We start from the raw sequence: 22,244 nt of genomic DNA, 5'->3' as shown, positions 1-22,244 counted from the left end.
TTGTGGTAGTATAATCCAGGTATCATGAAAAATTTAATTTCTTCGGAGATTAGAGTGTGTAGAGAGTGATTAAGTGAAGAAAGAAAGAATTGAATGGATAGATATTGCTAAGGCAATTAGTATTACACTGGTCGTACTTGGACATGCTGGCCACGCTTTTTTAGATATATATTTGGGCTGGTTTAGAATGCCATTATTCTTTTTCTTATCAGGTATACTGTTTAAAGAAATCGAACTGAAAAAATTTCCTATGTGGGCTGGTAAAAAGACCTATCGTATGATCTTACCTTACTTTGTGTACGGCATCGCGATTTTTCTGTTATTTAACTATGATGATTTAAGTGGATTCTTCCCGCATTTACAAGCACTCATTTATGGGGGAAGTGAGTTACAAGGACCATACGGTATCTTCTGGTTTATAACTGTGCTCTTATTAACTCAACTTTTATTTGGTCTCATCAGTAAATTGAACAACTGGTTGAAGTTTATAATTGTTCTAGGCTTATTCATACTCGGACATAGTGAGGTAATCACCGCATACAATTGGCCTTGGAATGCGAATGTCGTCATGATTTCATCGTTCTTTTATTCATTAGGAACTTTTTGTAAAGATTTTATAAGAAAGTATAAGGACTCTTTAGTGATAGCATTGATTTCCTTAGTATTAGCCGTTGCTGCCATTTATTTGAATGCATCTGGCTATATGGATTTTTACTTAAATTTAAAAATGAGTTCATATAACTATGTTATTCTTGATTTAATTATCCCATTACTGTTCTTTATGCCAGTAATTTATATCAGTCATTTAATTTCCCTGTTCCCGATAAAAGAAGTGTTTAAAACAGTGGGTAGATACTCGATTGTTATTATGTACTTACACCTTCCTGTAAATATATTTATTAGAACAGTGTTAAACTATGATGTCACAGTTTTCGAGTTTACAGCCTTTGGTGTAATGATCACCGTCATACTCGGTTATTTATTTAGCTTAACAAAAACAACAAGGGTATTATTTTTAAGTGCAAAATAATAGGCCATTAATATACTTAATTTTATAACTGCGCTTCGTTTACCCATTTAGTGGTAAGGAGGCGTAGTTTTTACTTTTCCAGGCTAGGGTTTTAAATGACACCTTAGTGGATAACGATTATAATAAACAAGATGTAGAAATATAAACTCATGTATGAGAGGGAAAGCCATGAACCACGTAATAGCATTATTTAGAGAACAATTTCAAAATATTCACCTTATCTGGAAACTATCTATTTATAATGTTAAAAGTGAATATTCTAATCATTACCTAGGCTTATTTTGGAATATATTACAACCGCTAATGCAAGCGGCGATTTACTATTTAATCTTTGGTTTAGGTTTAAGGGGTGCAACTGCACCTGAAGCAGGAATCCCATTTATTGTGTATTTAATTTCAGGTCTGTTCCCTTGGTTATTTATATCACAAGCAATTAGTGGTGGATCTAATGCAATCTATGCTCAGCTAGGATTGGTTACTAAAATGAGGTTTCCATCGAGTGTCCTACTGTCAATTTCATTTACAAATAGTTTGATTAACTTATCCTTTATGACATTTATAATTATGGCAATATCGCTATTTTCAGGATATGTGAATCCACTTTATTTCTTAACTCTAATATATTTTGTAATCGCATCTTTTTTAATCATTTTTGCGATAAACTTAATAATGAGCACCCTTATTATTTTAGTGCGAGATTTTAGAAATGTGCTGCAAAATGTCATTCGGATGGGTTTTTTCCTAACTCCCATTTTTTGGCAGCCAGGAGAACGTGGGGGATTATTACAGATGATTTCTGATTTAAACCCGTTCGCATATCTAGTGATGAACTTTAGAAATGCTTTAATATATGGAGACGGACTTCTATATGGTAGTTTTGAGCAACATATTTATTTCTGGGGCATTACATTGAGTCTCTTAGTCATTGGTGCTTATCTACACATAAAGTTCCGTTACAAACTAATCGATTACTTATAAGGTGGTAAACCATGCATAATTACCTAATGATATGTAACGCCTACCCAACAATGGGCAATCTATATGCGAATAGTTTTTTGCATAGAAGAGTCAAAGCCTATCAACAAAAGGGCTTATTTGTAGACGTCGTTGTCATTACAACAAAAGTAAAAAAAGATGAATTCTACGATGGGGTTCATATTAAATACATGGATGAATATCAAATTGCATCCTACTTACAAGAACATTCATTTAAGACCGTGTTGTTTCACTTTATTAATCCAAAGATGTTTTATGGCATAGATCAATTACCTAGCCATAGAAAACCGAATATTGTTGTCTGGTTACATGGTTTTGAAGCTGAGGCCTGGCACCGACGTTACTATAACTTCTTAAGTGACGTTGGCCAATTAGATGCTCAACTTCAAAGAAAAGAAATAGTGTTTGAACCGCAAAGAGAGTTTTTAAGAGATATCATGACGAGAGAAGAATTAAACATTAAGTTCGTCTATGTCTCTAAGCGTTTCAAAGAACTTTACGTGGATCCTTTTGTTGGTGTCGTACCAGAACGTAATTATGTCATTCATAACATCATTGATGATGCACTATTTACTTACAAGAAGAAAACTAAGGATGACCGCTTAAATATATGCAGCATCCGACCTTACACAGCAAAAAACTATGCGAATGATATAACAGTTGATGTCATTAAGAAGTTAAGTACAAAAAGGTACTTCAACAAGCTAGAATTTAATCTATATGGTGATGGCAAGCTATTTAATGTAATTACTAACCCTTTAAAGAAGTTTGATAACGTTCATCTTCATAAAGGTTTTGTAAAACAGGATGACATTCCAGAAATCCATCAGGCACATGGCATATTTTTAGGGCCATCTAGACACGACTCACAAGGTGTCTCACTAGGAGAAGCGATGAGTAGTGGCTTAGTTCCGGTAACGAATGCCATTGGTGGTATACCGGAATTTATCGAACATAAGAAGACAGGTATGTTGGCAGAAAGAGATAATCTAGATGACATGGTCGATGCCATTGACTATCTCTATAAACACACTAAAGAATTTAAGAAGATTAGCCAACAAGCTGCAGCAAGTATCCGTAAACAAGCAGGGGTAGAAACCGTTATAAATCAAGAAATTGAGGTGATTACAGATGGCTGGAGTTAATTGGGAGAAAGCATATCACGATTTAGAAGCGCACATAGAAGGCATCCTAATAGAGACAAGTGAGCTCGTAAATAATGCATCACCAAAGTTAAGGCTTAACGATGTCTATATTGAACAAAGTCACACGCTTGATATCATAATTGATGCAACGGGTGAACAGATGGAATATGCAGTTGATTTAATCGACCGAAAAGGGAAGATTGAAACGATAAAAACCGGCTATCAAAAGTCGAATACCTTTAGCTTCGATATTCCAAAAGGCCGATACACGATTACAGCATATGCTAAGGAAAGTCAAAAAGAAAATTCTCGTGTCTTTGATAAATCCACAGTCAATTTTAAGAAGGTGGCGTCAAATGAGTAGGTTTCTCCTTGAATATGATGACAATGAAACTGCTAAGTCAGCGACTCTAGTCTTAGATACCAAAGAAGGATATCAGACTCTATTGTCAAAACTACAACAATATGACACAACGAGATACCTTGACTTAAGGCCTCTGATGGTGATTGATGTTTGGACGATTATTAATGAATTAAAGACTGATAGTGAACTGCAACTCATCATCAACGATGACCAGCTAAATGACACCTTATTAAGTTCAGCTGTAAACATTGCAGATATAGATTATAAATCTGATGCTTTTGTGTTCACACTTGGTGAGAAAAGTGACCATATACTGAAGAAATATCAGCGTTTAAACATTAACATTCAAGAGAAAAATAAATCATATGAGCTTCAGATTGTTGAAAGCTTGCTAAGAGAACAGGGTAAGAACAATGAGAAAATTGCCCAGTTACAAAGAGAGAAGCAATTACTTGAACAATCATCAGGTGCAATCAATGATGATGAACTTGAAACACGTTATTTAGATCTAATGGAAAAATATAAGCAAGCCTTAAAACGACTTGAACAACTCCGTGAATCTAAGCTCGGCAAACTTCAAGTTGCATACTGGAACAAGAAAAGAGGATATTAATGGAGTTAGTTAATAGAGTCAACGTTCAAGATGCTAATTCTGAATATATTAATAGTGTCATTTCTTCATTGTCTCATAAACATAAACAAGGCCTGACCATCATCCAAGAGGTCGTATCAAATACGAATTTCGCTTTAAAAAATTTAGAACAAGTAGCAGGAAGATCTGACCTTGAGATGATCTTGGTCACTTCAGATGACAGAGTTTACGAGTCTCTAAATAGTCATTGTAAAGCTGATAACCAGCTTGTTTTAAAGGGCAATGTTGAAGATGCAAAAGTCTATATTGGCCTTTCGCATGTACTGATTTTAGATGAATCGTTATCCATTAAACTAGGTGATGAAGCCTTTCGATTAGAAGCGGATAAGTTATATCTCATCGATGTAGATAATAATGAATCAGTCGATGCTAAAATCTATCAGAAATTTTTATCAGACAATCATATTGAAGACTATAAATTTGATGGCTTTACCATCGATAAAATCATTAAAGAGACCAACTGTCTAATACCGAGTGATTTAATTTTCTACCATGAATTTAGTGAGAACTTTACATTTAGATTCAATGTTTGGATGACAAACTTACTTGCTCTAGTAAATCTTAATGGTCATGTTAGAAGAAGTGATTCACTAAAGGTTTCAGGGAAGTTATCTCGTGGGTTAACAAATGACTTAGATGGCATTATCAATCTAATTAAATACGTGGATAACATACTACAAAAACGTTTTGATGATGAAGTTGCAGGCGTATTGAATCACTTCAATAAGATGTTTACGTCTCATTTAAGAAACTACATTGATAAGGGTCTTATTTCAAAGGATGAATTAATTGAGAAATTGAAATCCTATGGTATTAAGAGCATTTATTATGCAGCCTTAAATAAGGGCGATGCTAAAAAATTAGTCTTGGCTTATTGTTTCCCTCCGTTTAACGACACGAGTGGTAATGTGATGGCAAAACGTATTTTTGAAGACAAACAAGTCGTGGATGTGATTTCCAATGACATGAGTAGAATTAGAAAAAAAGACCAAAAACTCATGAACATTATGAGTCACTTATTAGATTCGCAAATTGTTTTAAATGGTGCCCAGGCCTTTAGTAGTTGGCAAAGTATCGAAGATTATATAGATGGTGTGTTACATGCATACAAGATGTACAGTGACAAGTACGATGAAATGTACTCTCGTGTTATGTTTCCACATTCTCACTTCGCAGCATTCGAATTAAAGAAAATTAACCAATCAATTAAATGGGTTGCAGAGTTTTCAGATCCCTTGGTAACAGATGTGTCTTCTAATTTAAGGCATGCACCTATTGAAGATGATGATTATATCGAAGATTTAAAAGCCTTTGTTGGGCCAAAATATAGTGATTTAATTGATGACAATTCATTTAATGTCTGTGAAGTTGTTGCTTTCTTGTATGCTGATGAACTCATCTTTACAAACAAATATCAGCTAGATTATATGCTTTTAAGGTATGATGAAGATATTCAAGAATTGGTCAAATCCAAGGCAATTATTAGTCAGCACCCAACCTTACCTAGAGATATGTATCAACTCGTGAAATCCTTCTATAAGGTTGAACAGGATAAGATCAATATTGCATACTTTGGTAATTTTTACGATACCCGTGGTTTTAGACAAATCGAATTAGTGGCGAAATACCTATACGAAGCCAATATTAATAACTTTACGATTCACGTGTTTACTAACTTAAACCGTAAGACGATGAGATTTTACAATCAAAGCGCCTTTAAGGATTACATTGTGATGAACCAATATGCACCGTACTTCGAGTTTTTAAACTTAACAGACCTAATGGATGCATTATTAATATTTGATGCAGAAACAGTTGGCATTAAACCATATAATCCATATGTGCCTTCAAAACTCAGTGATTATCGTGGTAGTCTTTCAAATATTTGGGCATTTACTGAAAGAGAGAGTATTTTAGACCAGACGTATGAAGAGAAGCTGTATATTACAAGACAACACGATTATCAAAAGTATGCATCGACCTTTAAACAGCTCGCTAACGATATAGATAAAGCGACTTATCAAGTAAAAAACATCAAGTGTTCTAAATAACACTCGAGATGGAAGTGATTAAATGACTTATAAAGTAAAAGTAAATAATGTCTCTAAAGTATTTAATACAACGAGCAAGCAAAGGAAATTATGGAAGATTCTATTTCCATTTTTAAATAAAGAAGAAGCATATTACTATGCTTTAAAAGATGTATCATTTGAAGTCGAACCTGGAGACTCTGTCGGTATTGTTGGACTTAATGGTTCAGGGAAATCGACCTTATCTAACTTACTAGGCGGTGTCACATCACCTTCAACAGGAGATATTTATGTCGATGGTAAACCGTCTTTGATTGCAATTTCTGCGGGCTTAAACTTTGAATTAACAGGTGAAGAAAACATTCATATGAAGTGTTTGATGCACGGTTTGAGTGAGAAAGAAATCGAAGAGCGTTATGATGATATTGTGCAGTTCTCAGAACTTGAGGACTTCCTAGATCAACCGATTAAGAACTATTCAAGCGGGATGATGTCAAGACTGGGCTTTGCTATTGCAGTGCATACTGATCCAGATGTACTTATTGTGGATGAGGCACTGTCAGTCGGTGATGATACTTTTGCTAATAAGTGCATTGAGAAGATGAAAAGCTTTAGAGAAGAAGGCAAAACAATCTTTTTTGTCAGTCACTCTATACCTCAAATACAGAAAATGTGTAATAAGGCAGCATGGATTCATTTTGGAGAACTAAAAGAATATGGAGATTGTATTCCAGTAGTCGGACTATATGCTAGATTTGTCAGAGGATACAACATAAAACCAAAACATGTTCAAAAACGCTATAAGAAAGCAATGGTTGATGGTCAACGTGCCTCACAAGCACCGATGGAGAAAAATGACACAAGGTTTGGTATAGGTAACGGCATGCTTTTAAGCCTTCTATCAGTTATTATAGTGATTATGGGATACTTACAAGCGTTACAATATTTATAAGGTGTATGTGATATGGAAAAATTAACTTATGAAGAATTAAAAAACTTAGCTTTGGAGTCACTTAATAAAGAAGAACGCGCACTAAATGAACTTAAAAATATTGATAGACAAATATCAGTATTAAAAAATGAAAATGACAGGTTAAATCGTCAAATTAAAAAATATCAAAGTTTTTTTCCTATTAAATTAGGTTTGAAGATGAAAAAGTTTGTCGGAAAGTAGTGTATGAGTATGTCTAATTTAAAAATTAGAGAGCGTTTAAAACAAATAAAAAAAATTAAAAACTCCATACTAAATGACCAACAAGTACCTGAGGAACAATCACCTTTCCCTGTAGTTGACCTATCTCATGGTGTCAGTGTAATTATACCTGTCCACCGTGGTGAAGATTTTATAAAAGAATTAATTGAATCCATTACAAAACAATCTCTTGATAGTAGATACTTCGAAGTGTTGTTTATTTTCAATGGAGAATACGAAGCTTCAGAAGAAATATTTAACAGTTTAGATAAGCCTTTTAAACATAAAGTCTTGTATGCAAAACAAGGTGTCGGACGTGCAAGAAATCTCGGAATTAACAATGCATCATTTGCATATATTACTTTTTTAGATGTAGATGATACCTTATCTGTAGACTATTTAAAACATGCCTTAGAAGAAGCGGAACCATATACTATTGTACTTAATCAATTACATGAGATTGTAGATGGCAGAGACGATCATGGTAATAATGTCATCAATAGAGAACTTAAAAATAAAAACCAATATCCAGATCAATATTTTGATGTGGGTAAGAACTTATCTTTAAACGGTGCAAAAGTTGTACCAACAAGTTTCTTATTGAATACACAATTCGATGAAGAATTAAATAATGGCGAAGATGTTGCCCTATATGCTGAAATTGTTACTGTCTTTAAACCGATTGTGAAGATTAATCAAAAAGAGGCAATCTACTATCGATATAAAGGGCAGGGTACTTTATCACGTGCGAAGGTAACCTTCCAATTTAATGTTCTAGATAGAATACATGTCATAGATGCAATGCAAGAATTGTTACGTTATGAAGATGATTTAGATGTTAGAAATCTCTTGATAGATAGAATGCGTTCGCAAGCATTATTTATAAACAAGTATCTAGTGAATAATATGGACGATTATTCTAAGGTGACGGACTTAATTCGTTATAAACAGGATGAATTTTACCCATATCAACAGGTGAATAAGGAGCTTAGTAAAACCTTATATGTATCTTACTGTTTCCCACCATTTGTTGATACAAGTGGTGTGGTGATGGCTAAGCGTATTAATGAAAAAAAACAGCCGGTAGACGTCATCTACAATGATATGACGTCTGTACGCGGTATGGACCCTTCACTTGAATTCATTGCAAATCCATATATTGATTCGAGTCACATGATTAATTCAGTATCGTCATTTTCTAATCCACAGCACATAAAAGCTTTTGTAGAAAAGGCGCTTAACCGAACTGATTTAAACAAATATGATGAAATTTACTCACGGGCACTCTGGCCAGGATCTCATATGGCTGCATTTGATCTAAGAGAAGCGGGGAATAATTTACGCTGGGTTGCTGAATTTTCAGACCCAATTCTCCAAGATATAAAAAATGAAGAAAGAAAAGGGACTTACTTTACATTAAAAGAAGTCAAAAAGCTACAAGCACAGGCACCTGAAGATTACGGTAAGTATTTTGATACTAATCTTTTTAACATGTGCGAAGTTTTACCTTTTGTTTTTGCAGATGAAATTGTATTTACAAACTTGAATCAGCAACAGTCTATGTTAGCGCGTTTTGATGATAATTTTAGAGAAATGGTTGAATCAAAATCGACAATCTCAATACACCCATCATTAGATGAATATTACTATAATATTGAAAAACATTATGTCAATCTAGACCAGAATGAATTTAATATTGGATATTTTGGTAACTTCTACGAAACAAGAAGTGCCAACGATATATTAAGCATCGCCAAACAGATACAAACATTAAATCTAAAAGCAAAACTATACATTTTCACTAATAATACTTCTAAAGTTAGAAGTGAGGTTATTAAAGAAGGTGTATCAGAAATTGTAAATGTTTATACTTACCTAAAGTATTTTGAATTTCTAAATGTAACAAAAGACTTTGATTGTCTGTTATTAAGTGATGCGAACACGAAAGATTATAAGAAAATTAATCCTTACTTGCCATCTAAATATAGTGATTATGTTACCTCAGGTAGTCGCATTTGGGGTTTATATGAAAAAGGTAGCCTACTTCAACAATTGATTGAGGAAGATAATTTATTATTTGGAAGTGAGTTAGGTGATACAGAAAAAATTGAAGAAATATTAAAATCATTTAATATATAAAAAAACAGCTGGAAGTTTATACTTCCAGCTGTTTTTCCATATATTTGTGAGGGATCCCTGCATCGTCAAATTCATCTGATGTAACTTCATATCCCATCTTTTCATAAAAATTTAAGGCATGAACTTGTGCACCGAGCTTGGTTTTTTTAAACCCATTTTCTTCTGCATGAATATGAGCAAAGTTCATCAGTGCTTGTCCTAGATGAAGGCCACGAGCAATTTTTCTAACTGCCATACGTTCAATTTTAGCGGTATCATCACCAATGTCGCGGTATCTTACAGTACCTAGAGGACGATCGTCCATTAATAGTATGATATTTACGCTTTCTTTTTCGAATTCATCGACTTCAATTTCTAAAGGTACATTTTGTTCGTCTATAAATACTTCTTTTCTAATTTCTAAACAATCATTGTAATATTTGTTGTCATCACTAATTTTTAATTCCATATAATCACCTACATCGCATTTTTTCTTCTTATAATCGTATACTGCCAAAATACTTTTAACTGTTCGATGTTCCAGTACTCTAAGCCGAGTGAAAGGGCAGGGAGAGTATTAAACTTAATGTTACTCGCTTCCGCTGCTGCAAGTGCAATGTATTGAATATGGGGTCTAAGTTTCTTAAAAGGTGCTGATAAACGTCCATTGTCTGAAATCCAGTCAATAGGATGAATACATTCAAAGATATCAACAACCTCATAGACTTCAGGCAGGGCTGTTATATAACATGCTGCGTCAACTTCTGTATTGACCTCACTCTCAGAAAAATAACTCCTGAGAGAAAGGTACAATTCCTTATGTCTATGATTTACATAGAAATACTCATTTTCAATTTTTGGTGTTTTACTATCCTTAAGGAGTGTTTCTAAACTATCCATCATTTCTTTAATATTTGTAACTTTGTCATGTGATTTTCTCAAGCGAATCACCTCACATCATGATTTAATAGTAATTCCCGTTTTCATTAGTGTTGTTTTGATCGCCTTCAATGTAGTTGCCGTAGCTATCGTAGTAACCACCAGATTCTTGGCCTTGATTAGGATTATCATAATAACCGTTGTCATTATTCTGACCTTCCTCGTATTGGCCTTCATCGTACTGCCCTTGACCCTGACTATCCTCGTTTGCTCCATTTTGTTCAGGTGTATTTTGTTCTTCTTCGGTGTTATTTTCAGGATTTTCTTCTAAATCTGTCTCACCTTCGACATCAGATTGTTCATAGTCGAATTCTTCAGTATCAAAGCCATCGCCATAAGGACTTTCATATCCTTCTTCGGCATAATAAGGCAATTCTTGTGGCTCGTATTCTTCCATAGTATAGTCATCAAAATACTCATAAGGGACGAGGTATTCTCTTAGTCTAATATTAATTAAATCGTTAGGAGCAGAAGGGTCCATTTCCAAAATAGAACGGATAGTGTTTGATAGGACAAATAGGTGTTCTTCATCTGCTTGATAGAAGTAACCACCATTCTGGGCCCAATAGTCAGTTCCTCTTAATTGTGTCGAATCAAAAGTAATATCATTAAAAGCATAATAAGAAGCGATACTTCTTATTTCACCAGTCGTAAAGCTGTGACGGGTATTATCTTCTACAACTTCAATTAAGTCATCGATTTTATTTAAACCACCGGACGATTTAACTTTACTTAGAACGGCTTCAATTAATTCAATCTGTCTGTTACCACGGCCTAGGTCAGAGTCGACTCGACGGCTTCTTACAACTGCAAGTGCTTCTTCACCATCTAATTCTTGAGTGCCAGCTTCTAGTTTGACACGACCCGTATCGTTTTGGTTTGGTTCATTCATGTCAAATGGAACATCGAACTCCACTCCTCCGACAGAGTCGACGATGTCAACGACACCAGCCATATTGAGTCTCACATAGTAATCTACAGGCACATTCAGGAGATCCTCAACTGATTCCATAGAGCCGCTCGGACCACCGTACATATGAGCATGGTTGATTTTATCGAAGTAGCCTTCTGTATCAAGGTACGATAGTGTATCTCTCGGAATATTCACAAGTTTTACATCGTCTTCATTCTTATCGAAGGTCGCTAGAATCATACTATCAGTTCTAAAATTATCACCTTCAAGGTTGTCTTTTTCTGCCCTTGATTCGTTTTCATCAGTCCCTAAAATAAGCACTGTAAAACTATCTTCTACTGAAGCATCTTCCTCTCTTAAATCTGAACGCTCCCTGTCTGTTGGTTCATAAGAATTTGAGACACCTTTATCGAATGTATTATAAAGACTGAAAATGTATATCCCGACGCCAATTAGTACAATTAATAGGACAACGACAATTGTCCAAAAGATTTTTTTAGTCAAAATAAAGTCTCATTTCTGCTTTAGATTTTAAAATAGATTAAACTCTATTATAATGTGTTATAAACGTAAGTTAAAATAATATCTTAAAATATTGAGGGAATCAAATGAAAAGTGTAACGATGTTTGTTTGGAATAATTTTATAAATGATGCGCGTGTGCTACGTGAAGCCAAAGCGCTCGCTGAGCTTGATTATACTGTAACTATTATAGCAAAAAAAGAATTGACTGAGATGAAACTAAAACCAGTTGAAGAAATTGAAAAGAACATAGTGGTCAATCGTCCGTTAAAGTATGAGTTACCACAATTTTTAACGTCTAAATTAAAGTCATCTATCTTATCAAAGCATATTCCTAATGCACTCTTGATGTTTAAGATGATCATATTAGGTCGACGCTATAAGACTGATGTGTATCATTCACATGATCTTAATACATTAATTCAAGGCATTGCCTCAGCGAAATTACGTCTTAAGCCAAAGAAACTTATCTATGATTCACATGAAGTACAAACAAGTCGTACACACTATAACTTTAATACGATATATAAAATCGAAAAATTTCTTTTAAAATTTGTCGACGAAGTTATTGTCGAAAATGAAACGCGTCGTGATTATCATTATGATCTTTATAAGGAAAAACCACTGGCTATACATAACTATTCTGAACTTTATAATATAGATGACTACGAAACGTATCCTCTAAGGGAAAAGTATCATGTGGCAGATGAGACTAAAATTGTCCTCTACCAAGGTGGTATGCAAGAAGGAAGAGGTCTGTTTAAACTTCTAGAATCCTTCAAAGATTTAGAGGGCGCGGTCTTATTTATGATTGGTGACGGTAAGGAAAGAAATAATCTTATCTCTAAGATGAAAGCACTCAATTTAGAAGAAAAAGTAATCTTCATCGAGCGTGTACCGTATGCTGATTTAAGAAAATACACAAAGGCTGCTGACATTGGTATTCAATTTCTAGAGAATACCAATTTTAATCACTATTCAGCGTCATCAAATAAGCTCTTTGAGTACCTGATGGCACATGTACCTGTTCTGGGTTCTAAATTGCCTGAAATAGAAAAGGTGATTGAAGGAGAGGGCGTTGGTTTAACTGTTGAAGCAGGTAATACTAAAGACCTAAGTGAAAACTTACAGAAATTAATCGATGATGACGACTTAAGAACGCATTTTAAAGAAAATACAAAGGCAGCGAAATATAAGTATAATTGGGAAGTGGATAAAACTATCTTACAAGACTTATATGAAAAACTTTGATTTTATTAAGGCTTTAGCTTTGTTATAATTAATAGACATAAAAAATTGACGATAGGTGACCTATGAAGATTTTACTAATCACACAAAACTTTTACCCCGAAATCGGGTCGGGTGCCAATAGACTGAAAAATTTATATCGATATCTATCTATAAATAATGAGGTGGAAGTGTTGACGACACATCCCTCATATCCTAATCAAAAAATGTATGATGAGGATAAGTATTGGAATAATGCCCAGATGAATGAGTCAAGTGACATCATGCGCTTGAAAATGCGTACTGATAAGCAAAGTAAATCGATGGCAATGCGCCTATTGTATTATTTCGAGCTTGCCTACAAGGTGAGAGTATACGTCAAGAAGTACCAGCATTTATATGACGTGGTGTACGTTACAACACCTAATATCTTTATTCCTTGGGCAGCATTCTTCCAAAAGAAAAACAAACAAGTAAAACGAATATTAGAAGTACGTGATCTCTGGCCAGATAGCGTTAAAGATATCGATAAGATGAATATTGATTTATTCTACCCAGTTTTAAAATTTATGGAGAAGATGCTCTATAAAAAATCGGATAAAATCGTCATTAATAATGAGGGGTTTAGGTCCTATATTAGTAATATTTTGCCGAAAAAACCTCAACTATACTTACCTAATGCATTTACAGAAGAAGAAGTTGCATTCGAAGTGGCTCCGGATAATTTCAGAGTCATCTATACAGGAAATATTGGATTTGCACAAAGTTATGAAAAGCTTCAGGAGATGGCCCATCAACTTGAAAAGGAAAAAATTCACTTTAAAATTATTGGGTATGGTGTAAATGCACATCTTTTTCAATCATATATAGAGTACAATGATTTTAAATATGTGACCTTTGAAGAGGAAAAAACAAGGGAAGAGTGTCTAATAGATATTCGCTCATCTAATGTTCAGCTGTCTATCTTAAAAGAGAGTGATGTCTTTTTAACGGTCTTACCAGGGAAGGTTATCGACGGTATTGCTTCAGGCGTACCAGTTGTGACTAATCTAGGCGGTTATACAAGCACACTCATAAATAGTAATTTGGTCGGTTATGCTAAAGAAAATGCAACGACAAGTGAGCTTGTACAAGCAATTAGACAAATTAAGAATGATAAAGCTCATGAAAATTTACTTAGAACAAATGCGAGAAATCTATTAGAATCAGATTTTCTATGGGAAAGAAACATTAAGAAATTAGAGAATTTCTTAGAGAATTAAGAGTTTGAACAACTACTTGTTGTTCAGGCTCTTTTATTAATGTAATGTAAAGATATTTTCATGTAAAATGAACTTATCAATAACAATAGTGTTCATTAATATATAGGAGTTTTAAAAATGAGTTCATTGAAAAATAGATTGAGAACTATGCTACCAAAGAGTATGCGTGAATTAATAATTAAAAAGGTGTCTGTAGAAGGAATCTCTGTGTTTGAAGAGATGATTGTTATCAATTTATCATTAAGGCACTTTTATAATATTAATTCTAGTAAGTCTGTCGTCTTCACTTTGTCTAACGGTGCTTACAATGTGCCCTTAGACTTTGAATTAAATAAAAATAATGTTTCTCTTATTTTGACAAATGATATCTTTGAGCATTTAGAAGGTAACTCAACTATTAAAATGAGTTTTGAAGGCAAAAATATGATTATACGCATGAGTGATAATCTTCAGACAAAAACTTCATTTTTAAAGAACCAACAATACTACAATTTACTTGTTAATGGGACAATCATTCTTGAACAGCTATTTAATGAATACACTTTTAATGAAGAAAGCATAGAAGTCAAAGATATTTCAGTGGCCTATGAGAGACTGTCAGTAACAGTTAAAGAGAAATTCTATAATAATGCTTGCCTTGCACTTTTATACCCCAATAAGATAGTCGAACTCGGTGAAAAATCAAATGGTCAATGTATTACAGCGGACGATTTCACAAATGTAACAATGGGACGAGCGACCTTATGTATTTTAGAAGATTTGGTGCTAACACCTGTCTCTTATACAGGGCTAAAGAAAACTCTTAAAACTAAATCGCATCATTTAGCAGTAGAAAATCACAATGGAGAATCCTTGGTTTTTATCGAGAATCATAGTGTGATATTAACTGACGTTCAAAGTAAGGTATCCAGTGATTATATGCAGCTTATCTTTAAGTGCGATATTAGAGAAGATGTAGATTCTGTTATTCTAAATGACGCTGTTACGAATGACGTCACAACATTTGATGTCAGTGTTGACAACAACGGACTGTATTATACAAATATTCCTTTTGAGGACTTGATGGATGGTTTTTCTAGAAAGAGATTTAGCATTTTAAGTAGAGGCAATGAGCCAGTTATTATGCAACCTGATTTAAGTGATTATGAAGGTTCGAAAATCGGAGAAAGACACCTAATTTCATATCACTATGAAAATATAAAGATATGGTTATATAGAAGAAAGGATCAAGGTTTAGGTTTTTATTTGACTCGTCCAAGAATTAAGCGACAAGTCACAGAAATAGAAAACTTCCACCTTAAAGGTTATACGAGAGGTAGAGAGAACTTTACTGAATCAAGTATTTTCATGATATTCGAAGATCGATATTCAAAAGAACAATCGCTTGTTCCAGTCGATGTAGAATTTAATATGGATCTATCCAAGGTAGATTTAAAGGGACTTAAAAGTAAGGATAAGACAATTATAGATATCTTTATTGGTATGGTGCATGAGAACGGGGAAATTATTAGAAAAGAGAAGATTAAATATAAGTACTCAGACTATAAGAAAGATAATTACTATGGTGTAAAAACAGAGAAAGATGAAGAACGCAATACACATTATTTCTTAGTGACGACTACACCCTTTAATAATCTAAAAGTTGAAAGTTTCGTCATTCCAAAAGGTGTACCATTGCCAATAGAAAAGCCTGAAAAAGATTATTCAACTTGGTTAGTGGGTGAGCGTTATGACACAGCTCAAGACAACGGATATGCTTTTTACAAATATTTAAGAGAAAACACAGATATCAATGCTTATTATGTTATTGAAGACACTGCACCTGACTATAGGAGTATTTCATCAGACCCACATGTGCTGGCCTTCGGCTCAAATGAACATTATCAGGTCTCATTTAAGGCCGGCGTCTTATTAGGGACACATGATTTAGAAAATCTCTTACCGTACAAGCCAGCAAGAGGATTCTTTAACTATGAAGAGACTATAAAAGTGTTTTTACAACATGGTGTATTAGGTCGTAAGAGAGTAGAATATCACAGAAAGTACTATGATCTACCATTTGATTTATTTATTGTTTCAAGTACTCCAGAAAAAGAGCAGGTTGTCATGAAAAAGCTTGGTTATTATGAAGATGAAGTTGCAGTGACAGGACTCGCACGCTTTGATTCATTGCCTAGAGGAAACAAGACGAAAGATATCTTACTCATGCCAACTTGGCGTGACTGGATTAATACAGATGAGCAGTTCCTCTCAAGTCAATATTTTAATAACTACAACAATCTGATTCACAACGAAAGATTGATTAAGCTCTTAGAAGAAAATGATGTAAGATTAAACTTCTACCCGCACTATAGAGCACAGATGTACTTTAACGATGAAATCTTAAATCCAAGTAAAAATATAAACTTTATACAGTTGGGATCTAAGACTGTACAGGACTTGCTAATTGAACATTCCTTATTGATAACAGATTATTCAAGTGTGAGCTTCGACTTTACACTGATGAACAAGCCGGTAATCTACTATCATTTTGATGTGAGAAAGTTCTTTAGACAAGGTAAGTTAAGACCTTTATATCAAACTTTTATTGGTAGTATTGCGAGAACAGAAGATGAATTAGTAGATCTGATTCAACAGCAAATCAATTTGAACTTTAAACCAGGTGACATCGATATATCAGGCATCTTTGATTATCAAGACCATAATAATTCACAGAGAATATATCATAGTGTAGTTGATAAGATTGCTGAATTAGAACGAACTGACGACGAGGTTCACTAAAATAAGGACAAGGAGTCATATGATCCCTTGTCCTTATTTATACAGTGTTTGGATAAGTTTTTTTGTTGCCTGACCATCGGCATATTGATTTACTCGATGGTTGAAAATTTTAACATCTTCAAGATTAAATTTGTTTTCTTTTAAAACGGATATTAAATCTGAGTTTGTTTTCACAACTGGTCCTGGCATATATTTTTCATAATCGAACCAGATTCCTTTTTCTTCTTCATATGTTTCGATGTCATCAACAAAGAATACCATCGGCTTGTTAAAGATGGAATATTCAAATGGGATGGATGAATAGTCTGTGATTAGTATGTCTGATGTTGCCATCAAGTCTTCTATTTTATAGCCATGACTGACATTTTTAACGAAATTAGAATCATCTACCTTACATTCTTGTACAGCCGGATGCAGCTTCACTAAAAAGTAATAGTCTGGTAATGCTTGTTCAAGCTGCTTAAAATCGAGTGGTAATTTATATTCATCTAACTGACCATCTCGATAGGTGGGTGCATATAGCACGACCTTTTTCTCTTTGGCTATGTTGAGTTTTGACCTTAATTCTTCACGTCGCTGTGATACGAGTGCTTGATTAAAATAATAGTCCGTTCTCGGTAAACCCGTCTTTAAGATATTTTCATCTTTTAAATCAAAGGCTTCTTTAAAGATATAAGCCATATCATCTGAAGATACAACCACCTTATGAAACCTTTTATATACATCTCTAAAACGGTCATGGGCACTTTGTGGTCTTGACTTGATTGTTTTGTCCCTAAGCCCGAAATATTTTACGGCTCCGTTAGCATGCCACAGTTGTGTGCAGGTGACCTGTGATCTAAAATCACAGGCGGCAAGGACCACTTGATAGTTATCGATAAATATATATCTGCTCGTTGCAAGATAATATATACCTTTTAGAAATTGAATTGGCTGTCTTAAAGAAAAGTTGAGTGACTGATCAGCTTGCTTAAAGCTGAAATGACAAGTTGGATCTTTAAGGACAACGATGTGCTGTTGTGTCTCTTTGTTAAGTTGAGTGATGACATGTTGGATATTATCCCCAAACGATGCGAGCATGACGGTACGATTTTTTAAAGGTCGAGTGTTAAAGATAGAAAAAATAGTTTTAAACACTGTTAGATACACCTTTAAGATAGATTCTTTAATCATTAGAACCCTTTAGTTCTTCTTTAATTTTGGTTGTTGAAATTCCACTTGTTCTTGGTAAGTAAACGACTTCACATTGATCTTTTAAGAAGTCAAATTCACCTTCCCAATCATTTCCCATGACGAAGACATCGATATTATGTTTTTTAACATCATTTTTCTTTTGATCCCAATTATCTTCTCCAATGACTTCATCAACATAGCGGATGGCTTCTAAGATCTGCTTTCTTTCTTCAAATGAATGATACGCTTCTTTATGTTTAAGCATATTAAATTCGTCTGTAGATACAGCAACAACTAAATAGTCCCCTAAAGCCTTTGCTCTTTTTAAAATATTAATGTGACCTGTATGTAATAGGTCGAACGTTCCATATGTTATGACTTTTTTCATGATAAATTTCCTCCAATTAAGGCAATGTTAATCTATTTTGTAGTATTATGAATTATAGCATAATATTATATTGAATATGATTCAGGTGTGGTGAAAATGAAAAAATTAAAAAGTTTAGGCTTAAAATTATATAAAGCATCATTTTGGTTATGTGGTAAATTATTTAATAAGGATCACTCTTTGATTATCTTTGAGAGTTTTCTCGGCAAGCAGTATAGTGACAATCCAAGAGCGCTGTATGAATATATGTCTATACATCATCCAGAATACAGACTCTTATGGAGCGTTGATAAGCGTTATGCTGAAACATTTGAACACTATGACCTACCCTACATTAAGAGATTTTCATTGAACTGGATGATCTATATGAATAAGGCGACACTTTGGATTACAAATAGTCGACTACCGCTCTGGATACCTAAACCTAAGACGACGACTTATGTTCAAACTTGGCACGGGACTCCACTAAAAAAATTAGCAACAGATATGGATGAAGTATACATGCCTGGGACAAATACAGAAAAGTATAAGCGTAACTTTACAAAAGAGTCGGCTAAGTGGGACTTTTTAATATCTCCCAATGAATATTCAACGGAAATATTTAGACGTGCCTTTCAATTTGATAAGACAGTATTAGAGACTGGTTATCCAAGAAATGATTTCTTATACACAAATAGTGACGAAGCGGCCGTTAGTAATCTTAAAAAAGAAATTAACCTACCAGAAGATAAGAAAGTTATTCTCTACGCACCGACTTGGAGAGACGATTCCTATCATGCTAAAGGACGTTACAAATTCAATTTAGAATTTGATTTGAAAAAAATGTATGAAGCTTTGGGTGAGGATTATGTTATCGTACTTCGTCTACATTATCTCGTCAGTGAAAACTTAGATATATCAGGATATGAAGACTTTATATATGACTTTTCTATGTATGAAGATATCAGAGGACTATATTCTATTTCAGATCTACTGATAACAGATTATTCATCTGTTTTCTTCGATTATGCGAACTTAGAACGTCCGATGATTTTCTATGTTTATGACATTGATAATTATCGTGACAAACTGCGTGGATTCTACTTTGATTTTGAAAATCAAGCACCGGGACCACTCGTAAAAACAACAGATGCTTTAATCGATACGATCAAAGAAAGCGAATCATCAGATTTTAATGAAACCTATAATACTAAAGCGTTTAGAGACAAGTTCTGTTCATTAGAAGATGGACATGCTTCTGAAAGAGTGGCAGAGGAAGTTATTTGTCATCTAAGAAATAAGATTGTATAATGCACCATTGATGAAAAATTGAGGTTGTGACTAAGATGAAATCCATGCTTAATGTACTAAAAGAACAAATCGCTCACTTCTACTTAGTGAGACGATTATCGACCTATGATGTAAAGAGTAAGAATCAAAACAACTACTTAGGCATTGTCTGGGAAGTTTTAACACCTGTAATTTCAATTATGATTTACTGGTTCGTCTTCGGCACCTTAAGACAAAGAGCGCCGATTGAAATGAACGGAATGGAAGTACCGTTCTTCTATTGGCTGTTCATTGGTTTTATTGTGTGGACATTTTTCTACCAAGCAAGTATTGAGGCATCTAAGTCTATATATACGAGGCTTAAGATGCTATCAAAAATGAATTTTCCTTTAAGTGTAATACCGAATATTCCTATATTTTCAAAGTTTTATACGCATATCATTATGTTGGTATTAGCATTTATTGTATTTCAAATTGCTGGCTATTATGTGAGCTTTTACTTTGTGCAGTTGTTCTATTATATCTTTGCAACTTACGTATTAATCTATTCATTTGCATTGATTACATCGACCTTATCGACGTTGATTAGAGACGTACACTTACTTTTGAATTCATTGTTACGTATGGCCCTATATCTATCAGGTGTACTTTGGCCATTATCGATGTTGTCAGATTTTCCGACTTTGATGATTATTATGAAGTTGAATCCATTGGTGTACCTAATTGAAGGTTATCGTGCATCATTCTTTGGAACAGAATGGTTCTTCATTGAAAACTGGGAATACACTATTTATTATTGGGTATTAATGTTCGTAATGCTGCTAATTGGTTCAGTACTGCATATGAAATTCAGACGTAATTTTATTGATTACTTATAATGGGGTCGTACTATGACAAAAGCTATAGTAACAAAAGATGTCGTAAAAAAATATAAATTGTATGAGAGCTCTAAAGAACGCATGTTGGACTTAATTAGTCCAAAAGAACATGGGGATAACTTTTATGCCTTGAATGGAGTATCCTTTGAAGCTGACAAAGGCGATGTCGTTGGTTTTATCGGAATCAATGGTTCTGGTAAATCTACCTTATCCAATATCATTGCTGGTATAGTGCCAGAAACGAGCGGTGATGTACAAGTCAACGGCCAACCTGCCTTAATCGCAGTTGCGGCAGGCTTAAATGATGACTTAACTGGTAGGGACAATATTGAATTAAAATGTCTGATGCTCGGTTTTTCTAAGGAAGAAATTAAGGCGCTTGAGCCAGAAATTATAGAGTTTTCAGAGTTGGAAAACTTTATAGATCAACCTGTAAAATCATATTCTAGTGGGATGAAATCTAGACTGGGTTTTGCTATAAGTGTAAAGGTTGATCCGGATATTTTAATTATTGATGAGGCCTTATCCGTTGGGGATAGAGCATTTGCGGATAAAAGTTTAAAAAAAATGATGGAATTCAAGGATCAAGGAAAGACGATGATTTTTGTCAGCCATTCCATTGGTCAAATGAAGACTTTCTGTGATAAAATATTATGGCTTGAGTTTGGAAGAGTCAAAGCCTACGGTGATGTGAAGGATGTTCTACCTCTGTATGAAGCCTTCTTAAACAAGTGGCAGAACATGCAAAAGGAAGAAAAGGACTTATATCGTTCTAAAGTAATGGCGATGGATCCGAAAAATATCAAATATAAAAAAATGGGCAAGTTAATGGTTTTAGATAATGAAGAAGAATTGGAAGAATCACATACCTATTCCATTCGTCCAGTGAGTAGACTTGCACACTTAAAAGCCTATACTACTTATATTTTTGAAGCACCGAATAGTGATGAAAATAAAAGAGATGCACAAATATTAAAAAATAAAGTGTACTATGTAAAACGAGAAGCGACTTATCAGTTTGAGAACTATTACTTACTGAGCACTGAACCAAGTGGTGTGGACGGCGTTATAGGATGGATTAGAGGAATTGAAACATCCTCACACGTTCACACTGTGGTTGATTTCGACAAAAAGACATTTTATTTACTTGGTCGTGGCTTTGCGTCAACTGAGCCATGGGGTGGTAAAAAACAATATGTCCATGAAACTTTAGAACATCATGCGGGATTAGAATTTAACGTTGTTGAGACGGTACTGGTCGGAAACAATACTTGGTATAGAGGGACGATTGACAAGGGTTCAGACTTAGTTTGGATCCATAGTAATAATGTTGTAACCTCGACAGAAGAACTAGATACACTTTAAA

The 22,244-nt window shown here is 34.2% G+C and carries 19 protein-coding genes and 1 pseudogene; 15 read left to right on the top strand and 5 right to left on the bottom strand.

Features of this window, described 5'->3' with window-relative positions:
* The first annotated feature begins 73 nt into the window (after positions 1–73).
* The 9 genes from EYB29_RS10255 (at position 74) to EYB29_RS10215 (ending at position 9,548) form a co-directional block, all read left to right on the top strand.
* On the top strand, positions 74–1,030 hold the full coding sequence (locus EYB29_RS10255; protein ID WP_166627193.1) for an acyltransferase family protein: 957 nt from the start codon (positions 74–76) through the stop codon (positions 1,028–1,030).
* 168 nt (positions 1,031–1,198) lie between these two features.
* The gene (locus EYB29_RS10250) at positions 1,199–2,008 is read left to right on the top strand and encodes an ABC transporter permease (protein WP_026867441.1); all 810 of its coding nucleotides are present in this window, start codon (positions 1,199–1,201) and stop codon (positions 2,006–2,008) included.
* An 11-nt stretch (positions 2,009–2,019) separates the two neighbouring features.
* A complete protein-coding gene (locus tag EYB29_RS10245) occupies positions 2,020–3,171 on the top strand; it encodes a glycosyltransferase family 4 protein (RefSeq protein WP_166627192.1) in 1,152 nt (383 codons plus the stop codon).
* A complete protein-coding gene (locus EYB29_RS10240; protein ID WP_026867443.1) occupies positions 3,158–3,535 on the top strand; it encodes a hypothetical protein in 378 nt (125 codons plus the stop codon). The genes EYB29_RS10245 and EYB29_RS10240 overlap by 14 nt, the downstream gene beginning before the upstream one ends.
* Positions 3,528–4,148 (top strand): hypothetical protein, encoded by a 621-nt coding sequence (locus EYB29_RS10235; protein ID WP_026867444.1) that lies wholly within the window; start codon positions 3,528–3,530, stop codon positions 4,146–4,148. Before EYB29_RS10240 ends, EYB29_RS10235 begins: the two co-directional genes overlap by 8 nt.
* Positions 4,148–6,238 carry a hypothetical protein gene (locus EYB29_RS10230; RefSeq protein ID WP_051220565.1) on the top strand — a complete coding sequence of 697 codons (2,091 nt, stop codon included), beginning with the start codon at positions 4,148–4,150 and terminating at the stop codon, positions 6,236–6,238. The genes EYB29_RS10235 and EYB29_RS10230 overlap by 1 nt, the downstream gene beginning before the upstream one ends.
* 22 nt (positions 6,239–6,260) lie before the next feature.
* The gene (locus tag EYB29_RS10225; protein WP_026867445.1) at positions 6,261–7,169 is read left to right on the top strand and encodes an ABC transporter ATP-binding protein; all 909 of its coding nucleotides are present in this window, start codon (positions 6,261–6,263) and stop codon (positions 7,167–7,169) included.
* A gap of 12 nt (positions 7,170–7,181) precedes the next feature.
* Positions 7,182–7,391: a hypothetical protein gene (locus EYB29_RS10220; RefSeq protein ID WP_026867446.1), complete on the top strand. Its 210-nt coding sequence runs from the start codon at positions 7,182–7,184 to the stop codon at positions 7,389–7,391.
* 9 nt (positions 7,392–7,400) lie between these two features.
* Complete coding sequence (locus EYB29_RS10215; protein WP_166627191.1) at positions 7,401–9,548, top strand: glycosyltransferase family 2 protein; 2,148 nt, start codon at positions 7,401–7,403, stop codon at positions 9,546–9,548.
* A 16-nt stretch (positions 9,549–9,564) separates the two neighbouring features.
* Here the strand turns inward: EYB29_RS10215 and EYB29_RS10210 are convergent, their stop codons facing one another.
* From EYB29_RS10210 to EYB29_RS10200, 3 genes are read right to left on the bottom strand one after another with little or no spacing between them, the layout of a single operon-like run.
* Positions 9,565–9,996, bottom strand: coding sequence for a GNAT family N-acetyltransferase (locus EYB29_RS10210; protein WP_166627190.1), 432 nt, complete (start codon positions 9,994–9,996; stop codon positions 9,565–9,567).
* Positions 9,997–10,004: 8 nt separating this feature from the next.
* A complete protein-coding gene (locus EYB29_RS10205) occupies positions 10,005–10,478 on the bottom strand; it encodes a DUF2538 family protein (protein WP_240921865.1) in 474 nt (157 codons plus the stop codon).
* 13 nt (positions 10,479–10,491) lie between these two features.
* Positions 10,492–11,883, bottom strand: coding sequence for an LCP family protein (locus EYB29_RS10200; protein ID WP_166627188.1), 1,392 nt, complete (start codon positions 11,881–11,883; stop codon positions 10,492–10,494).
* 104 nt (positions 11,884–11,987) lie between these two features.
* Between EYB29_RS10200 and EYB29_RS10195 the strand changes: the two genes are divergently transcribed.
* From EYB29_RS10195 to EYB29_RS10185, 3 genes are all read left to right on the top strand, one after another.
* Positions 11,988–13,151, top strand: coding sequence for a glycosyltransferase family 4 protein (locus EYB29_RS10195; protein WP_166627187.1), 1,164 nt, complete (start codon positions 11,988–11,990; stop codon positions 13,149–13,151).
* Positions 13,152–13,213: 62 nt separating this feature from the next.
* Positions 13,214–14,389: a glycosyltransferase family 4 protein gene (locus tag EYB29_RS10190; RefSeq protein WP_166627186.1), complete on the top strand. Its 1,176-nt coding sequence runs from the start codon at positions 13,214–13,216 to the stop codon at positions 14,387–14,389.
* Positions 14,390–14,506: 117 nt separating this feature from the next.
* Positions 14,507–17,170 carry a CDP-glycerol glycerophosphotransferase family protein gene (locus EYB29_RS10185; protein WP_166627185.1) on the top strand — a complete coding sequence of 888 codons (2,664 nt, stop codon included), beginning with the start codon at positions 14,507–14,509 and terminating at the stop codon, positions 17,168–17,170.
* Positions 17,171–17,203: 33 nt separating this feature from the next.
* On the opposite strand, the gene EYB29_RS10180 is transcribed toward EYB29_RS10185, so the two are convergent.
* Positions 17,204–18,343, bottom strand: a complete 1,140-nt coding sequence (locus EYB29_RS10180) for a CDP-glycerol glycerophosphotransferase family protein (RefSeq protein WP_166627184.1) — start codon at positions 18,341–18,343, stop codon at positions 17,204–17,206.
* A complete protein-coding gene (gene tagD, locus EYB29_RS10175; protein WP_166627183.1) occupies positions 18,336–18,731 on the bottom strand; it encodes a glycerol-3-phosphate cytidylyltransferase in 396 nt (131 codons plus the stop codon). The genes EYB29_RS10180 and tagD overlap by 8 nt, the downstream gene beginning before the upstream one ends.
* Before the next feature lie 99 nt (positions 18,732–18,830).
* Here tagD and EYB29_RS10170 point away from each other — a divergent pair.
* The 3 genes and pseudogenes from EYB29_RS10170 to tagH all read left to right on the top strand — a co-directional run.
* Positions 18,831–20,021 (top strand): annotated as a pseudogene (locus EYB29_RS10170) (CDP-glycerol glycerophosphotransferase family protein); the annotation flags it as partial.
* Between the two features lie 35 nt (positions 20,022–20,056).
* Complete coding sequence (locus tag EYB29_RS10165; RefSeq protein WP_166627289.1) at positions 20,057–20,878, top strand: ABC transporter permease; 822 nt, start codon at positions 20,057–20,059, stop codon at positions 20,876–20,878.
* 12 nt (positions 20,879–20,890) lie between these two features.
* Positions 20,891–22,243: a teichoic acids export ABC transporter ATP-binding subunit TagH gene (tagH, locus tag EYB29_RS11720; RefSeq protein ID WP_026867457.1), complete on the top strand. Its 1,353-nt coding sequence runs from the start codon at positions 20,891–20,893 to the stop codon at positions 22,241–22,243.
* Position 22,244 lies beyond the last annotated feature (1 nt).

Origin of the sequence: Jeotgalicoccus sp. S0W5, from assembly GCF_011634875.1 — a bacterium.
GTDB classification, from domain to species: domain Bacteria; phylum Bacillota; class Bacilli; order Staphylococcales; family Salinicoccaceae; genus Jeotgalicoccus; species Jeotgalicoccus marinus.
The sequence above is the reverse complement of the archived record's forward strand: the minus strand, read 5'-3'. Positions and strand labels throughout refer to the sequence as shown.

Bases quoted from the DNA above. Each gene is read 5' to 3' on its own strand.
- EYB29_RS10250 (WP_026867441.1), top strand. From the start codon at position 1,199: ATGAACCACGTAATAGCATTATTTAGAGAACAATTTCAAAATATTCAC.
- EYB29_RS10245 (WP_166627192.1), top strand. From the start codon at position 2,020: ATGCATAATTACCTAATGATATGTAACGCCTACCCAACAATGGGCAAT.
- EYB29_RS10240 (WP_026867443.1), top strand. From the start codon at position 3,158: ATGGCTGGAGTTAATTGGGAGAAAGCATATCACGATTTAGAAGCGCAC.
- EYB29_RS10235 (WP_026867444.1), top strand. From the start codon at position 3,528: ATGAGTAGGTTTCTCCTTGAATATGATGACAATGAAACTGCTAAGTCA.
- EYB29_RS10230 (WP_051220565.1), top strand. From the start codon at position 4,148: ATGGAGTTAGTTAATAGAGTCAACGTTCAAGATGCTAATTCTGAATAT.
- EYB29_RS10225 (WP_026867445.1), top strand. From the start codon at position 6,261: ATGACTTATAAAGTAAAAGTAAATAATGTCTCTAAAGTATTTAATACA.
- EYB29_RS10220 (WP_026867446.1), top strand. From the start codon at position 7,182: ATGGAAAAATTAACTTATGAAGAATTAAAAAACTTAGCTTTGGAGTCA.
- EYB29_RS10215 (WP_166627191.1), top strand. From the start codon at position 7,401: ATGTCTAATTTAAAAATTAGAGAGCGTTTAAAACAAATAAAAAAAATT.
- EYB29_RS10210 (WP_166627190.1), bottom strand. From the start codon at position 9,996: ATGGAATTAAAAATTAGTGATGACAACAAATATTACAATGATTGTTTA.
- EYB29_RS10195 (WP_166627187.1), top strand. From the start codon at position 11,988: ATGAAAAGTGTAACGATGTTTGTTTGGAATAATTTTATAAATGATGCG.
- EYB29_RS10190 (WP_166627186.1), top strand. From the start codon at position 13,214: ATGAAGATTTTACTAATCACACAAAACTTTTACCCCGAAATCGGGTCG.
- EYB29_RS10185 (WP_166627185.1), top strand. From the start codon at position 14,507: ATGAGTTCATTGAAAAATAGATTGAGAACTATGCTACCAAAGAGTATG.
- EYB29_RS10180 (WP_166627184.1), bottom strand. From the start codon at position 18,343: ATGATTAAAGAATCTATCTTAAAGGTGTATCTAACAGTGTTTAAAACT.
- tagD (WP_166627183.1), bottom strand. From the start codon at position 18,731: ATGAAAAAAGTCATAACATATGGAACGTTCGACCTATTACATACAGGT.
- EYB29_RS10165 (WP_166627289.1), top strand. From the start codon at position 20,057: ATGAAATCCATGCTTAATGTACTAAAAGAACAAATCGCTCACTTCTAC.
- tagH (WP_026867457.1), top strand. From the start codon at position 20,891: ATGACAAAAGCTATAGTAACAAAAGATGTCGTAAAAAAATATAAATTG.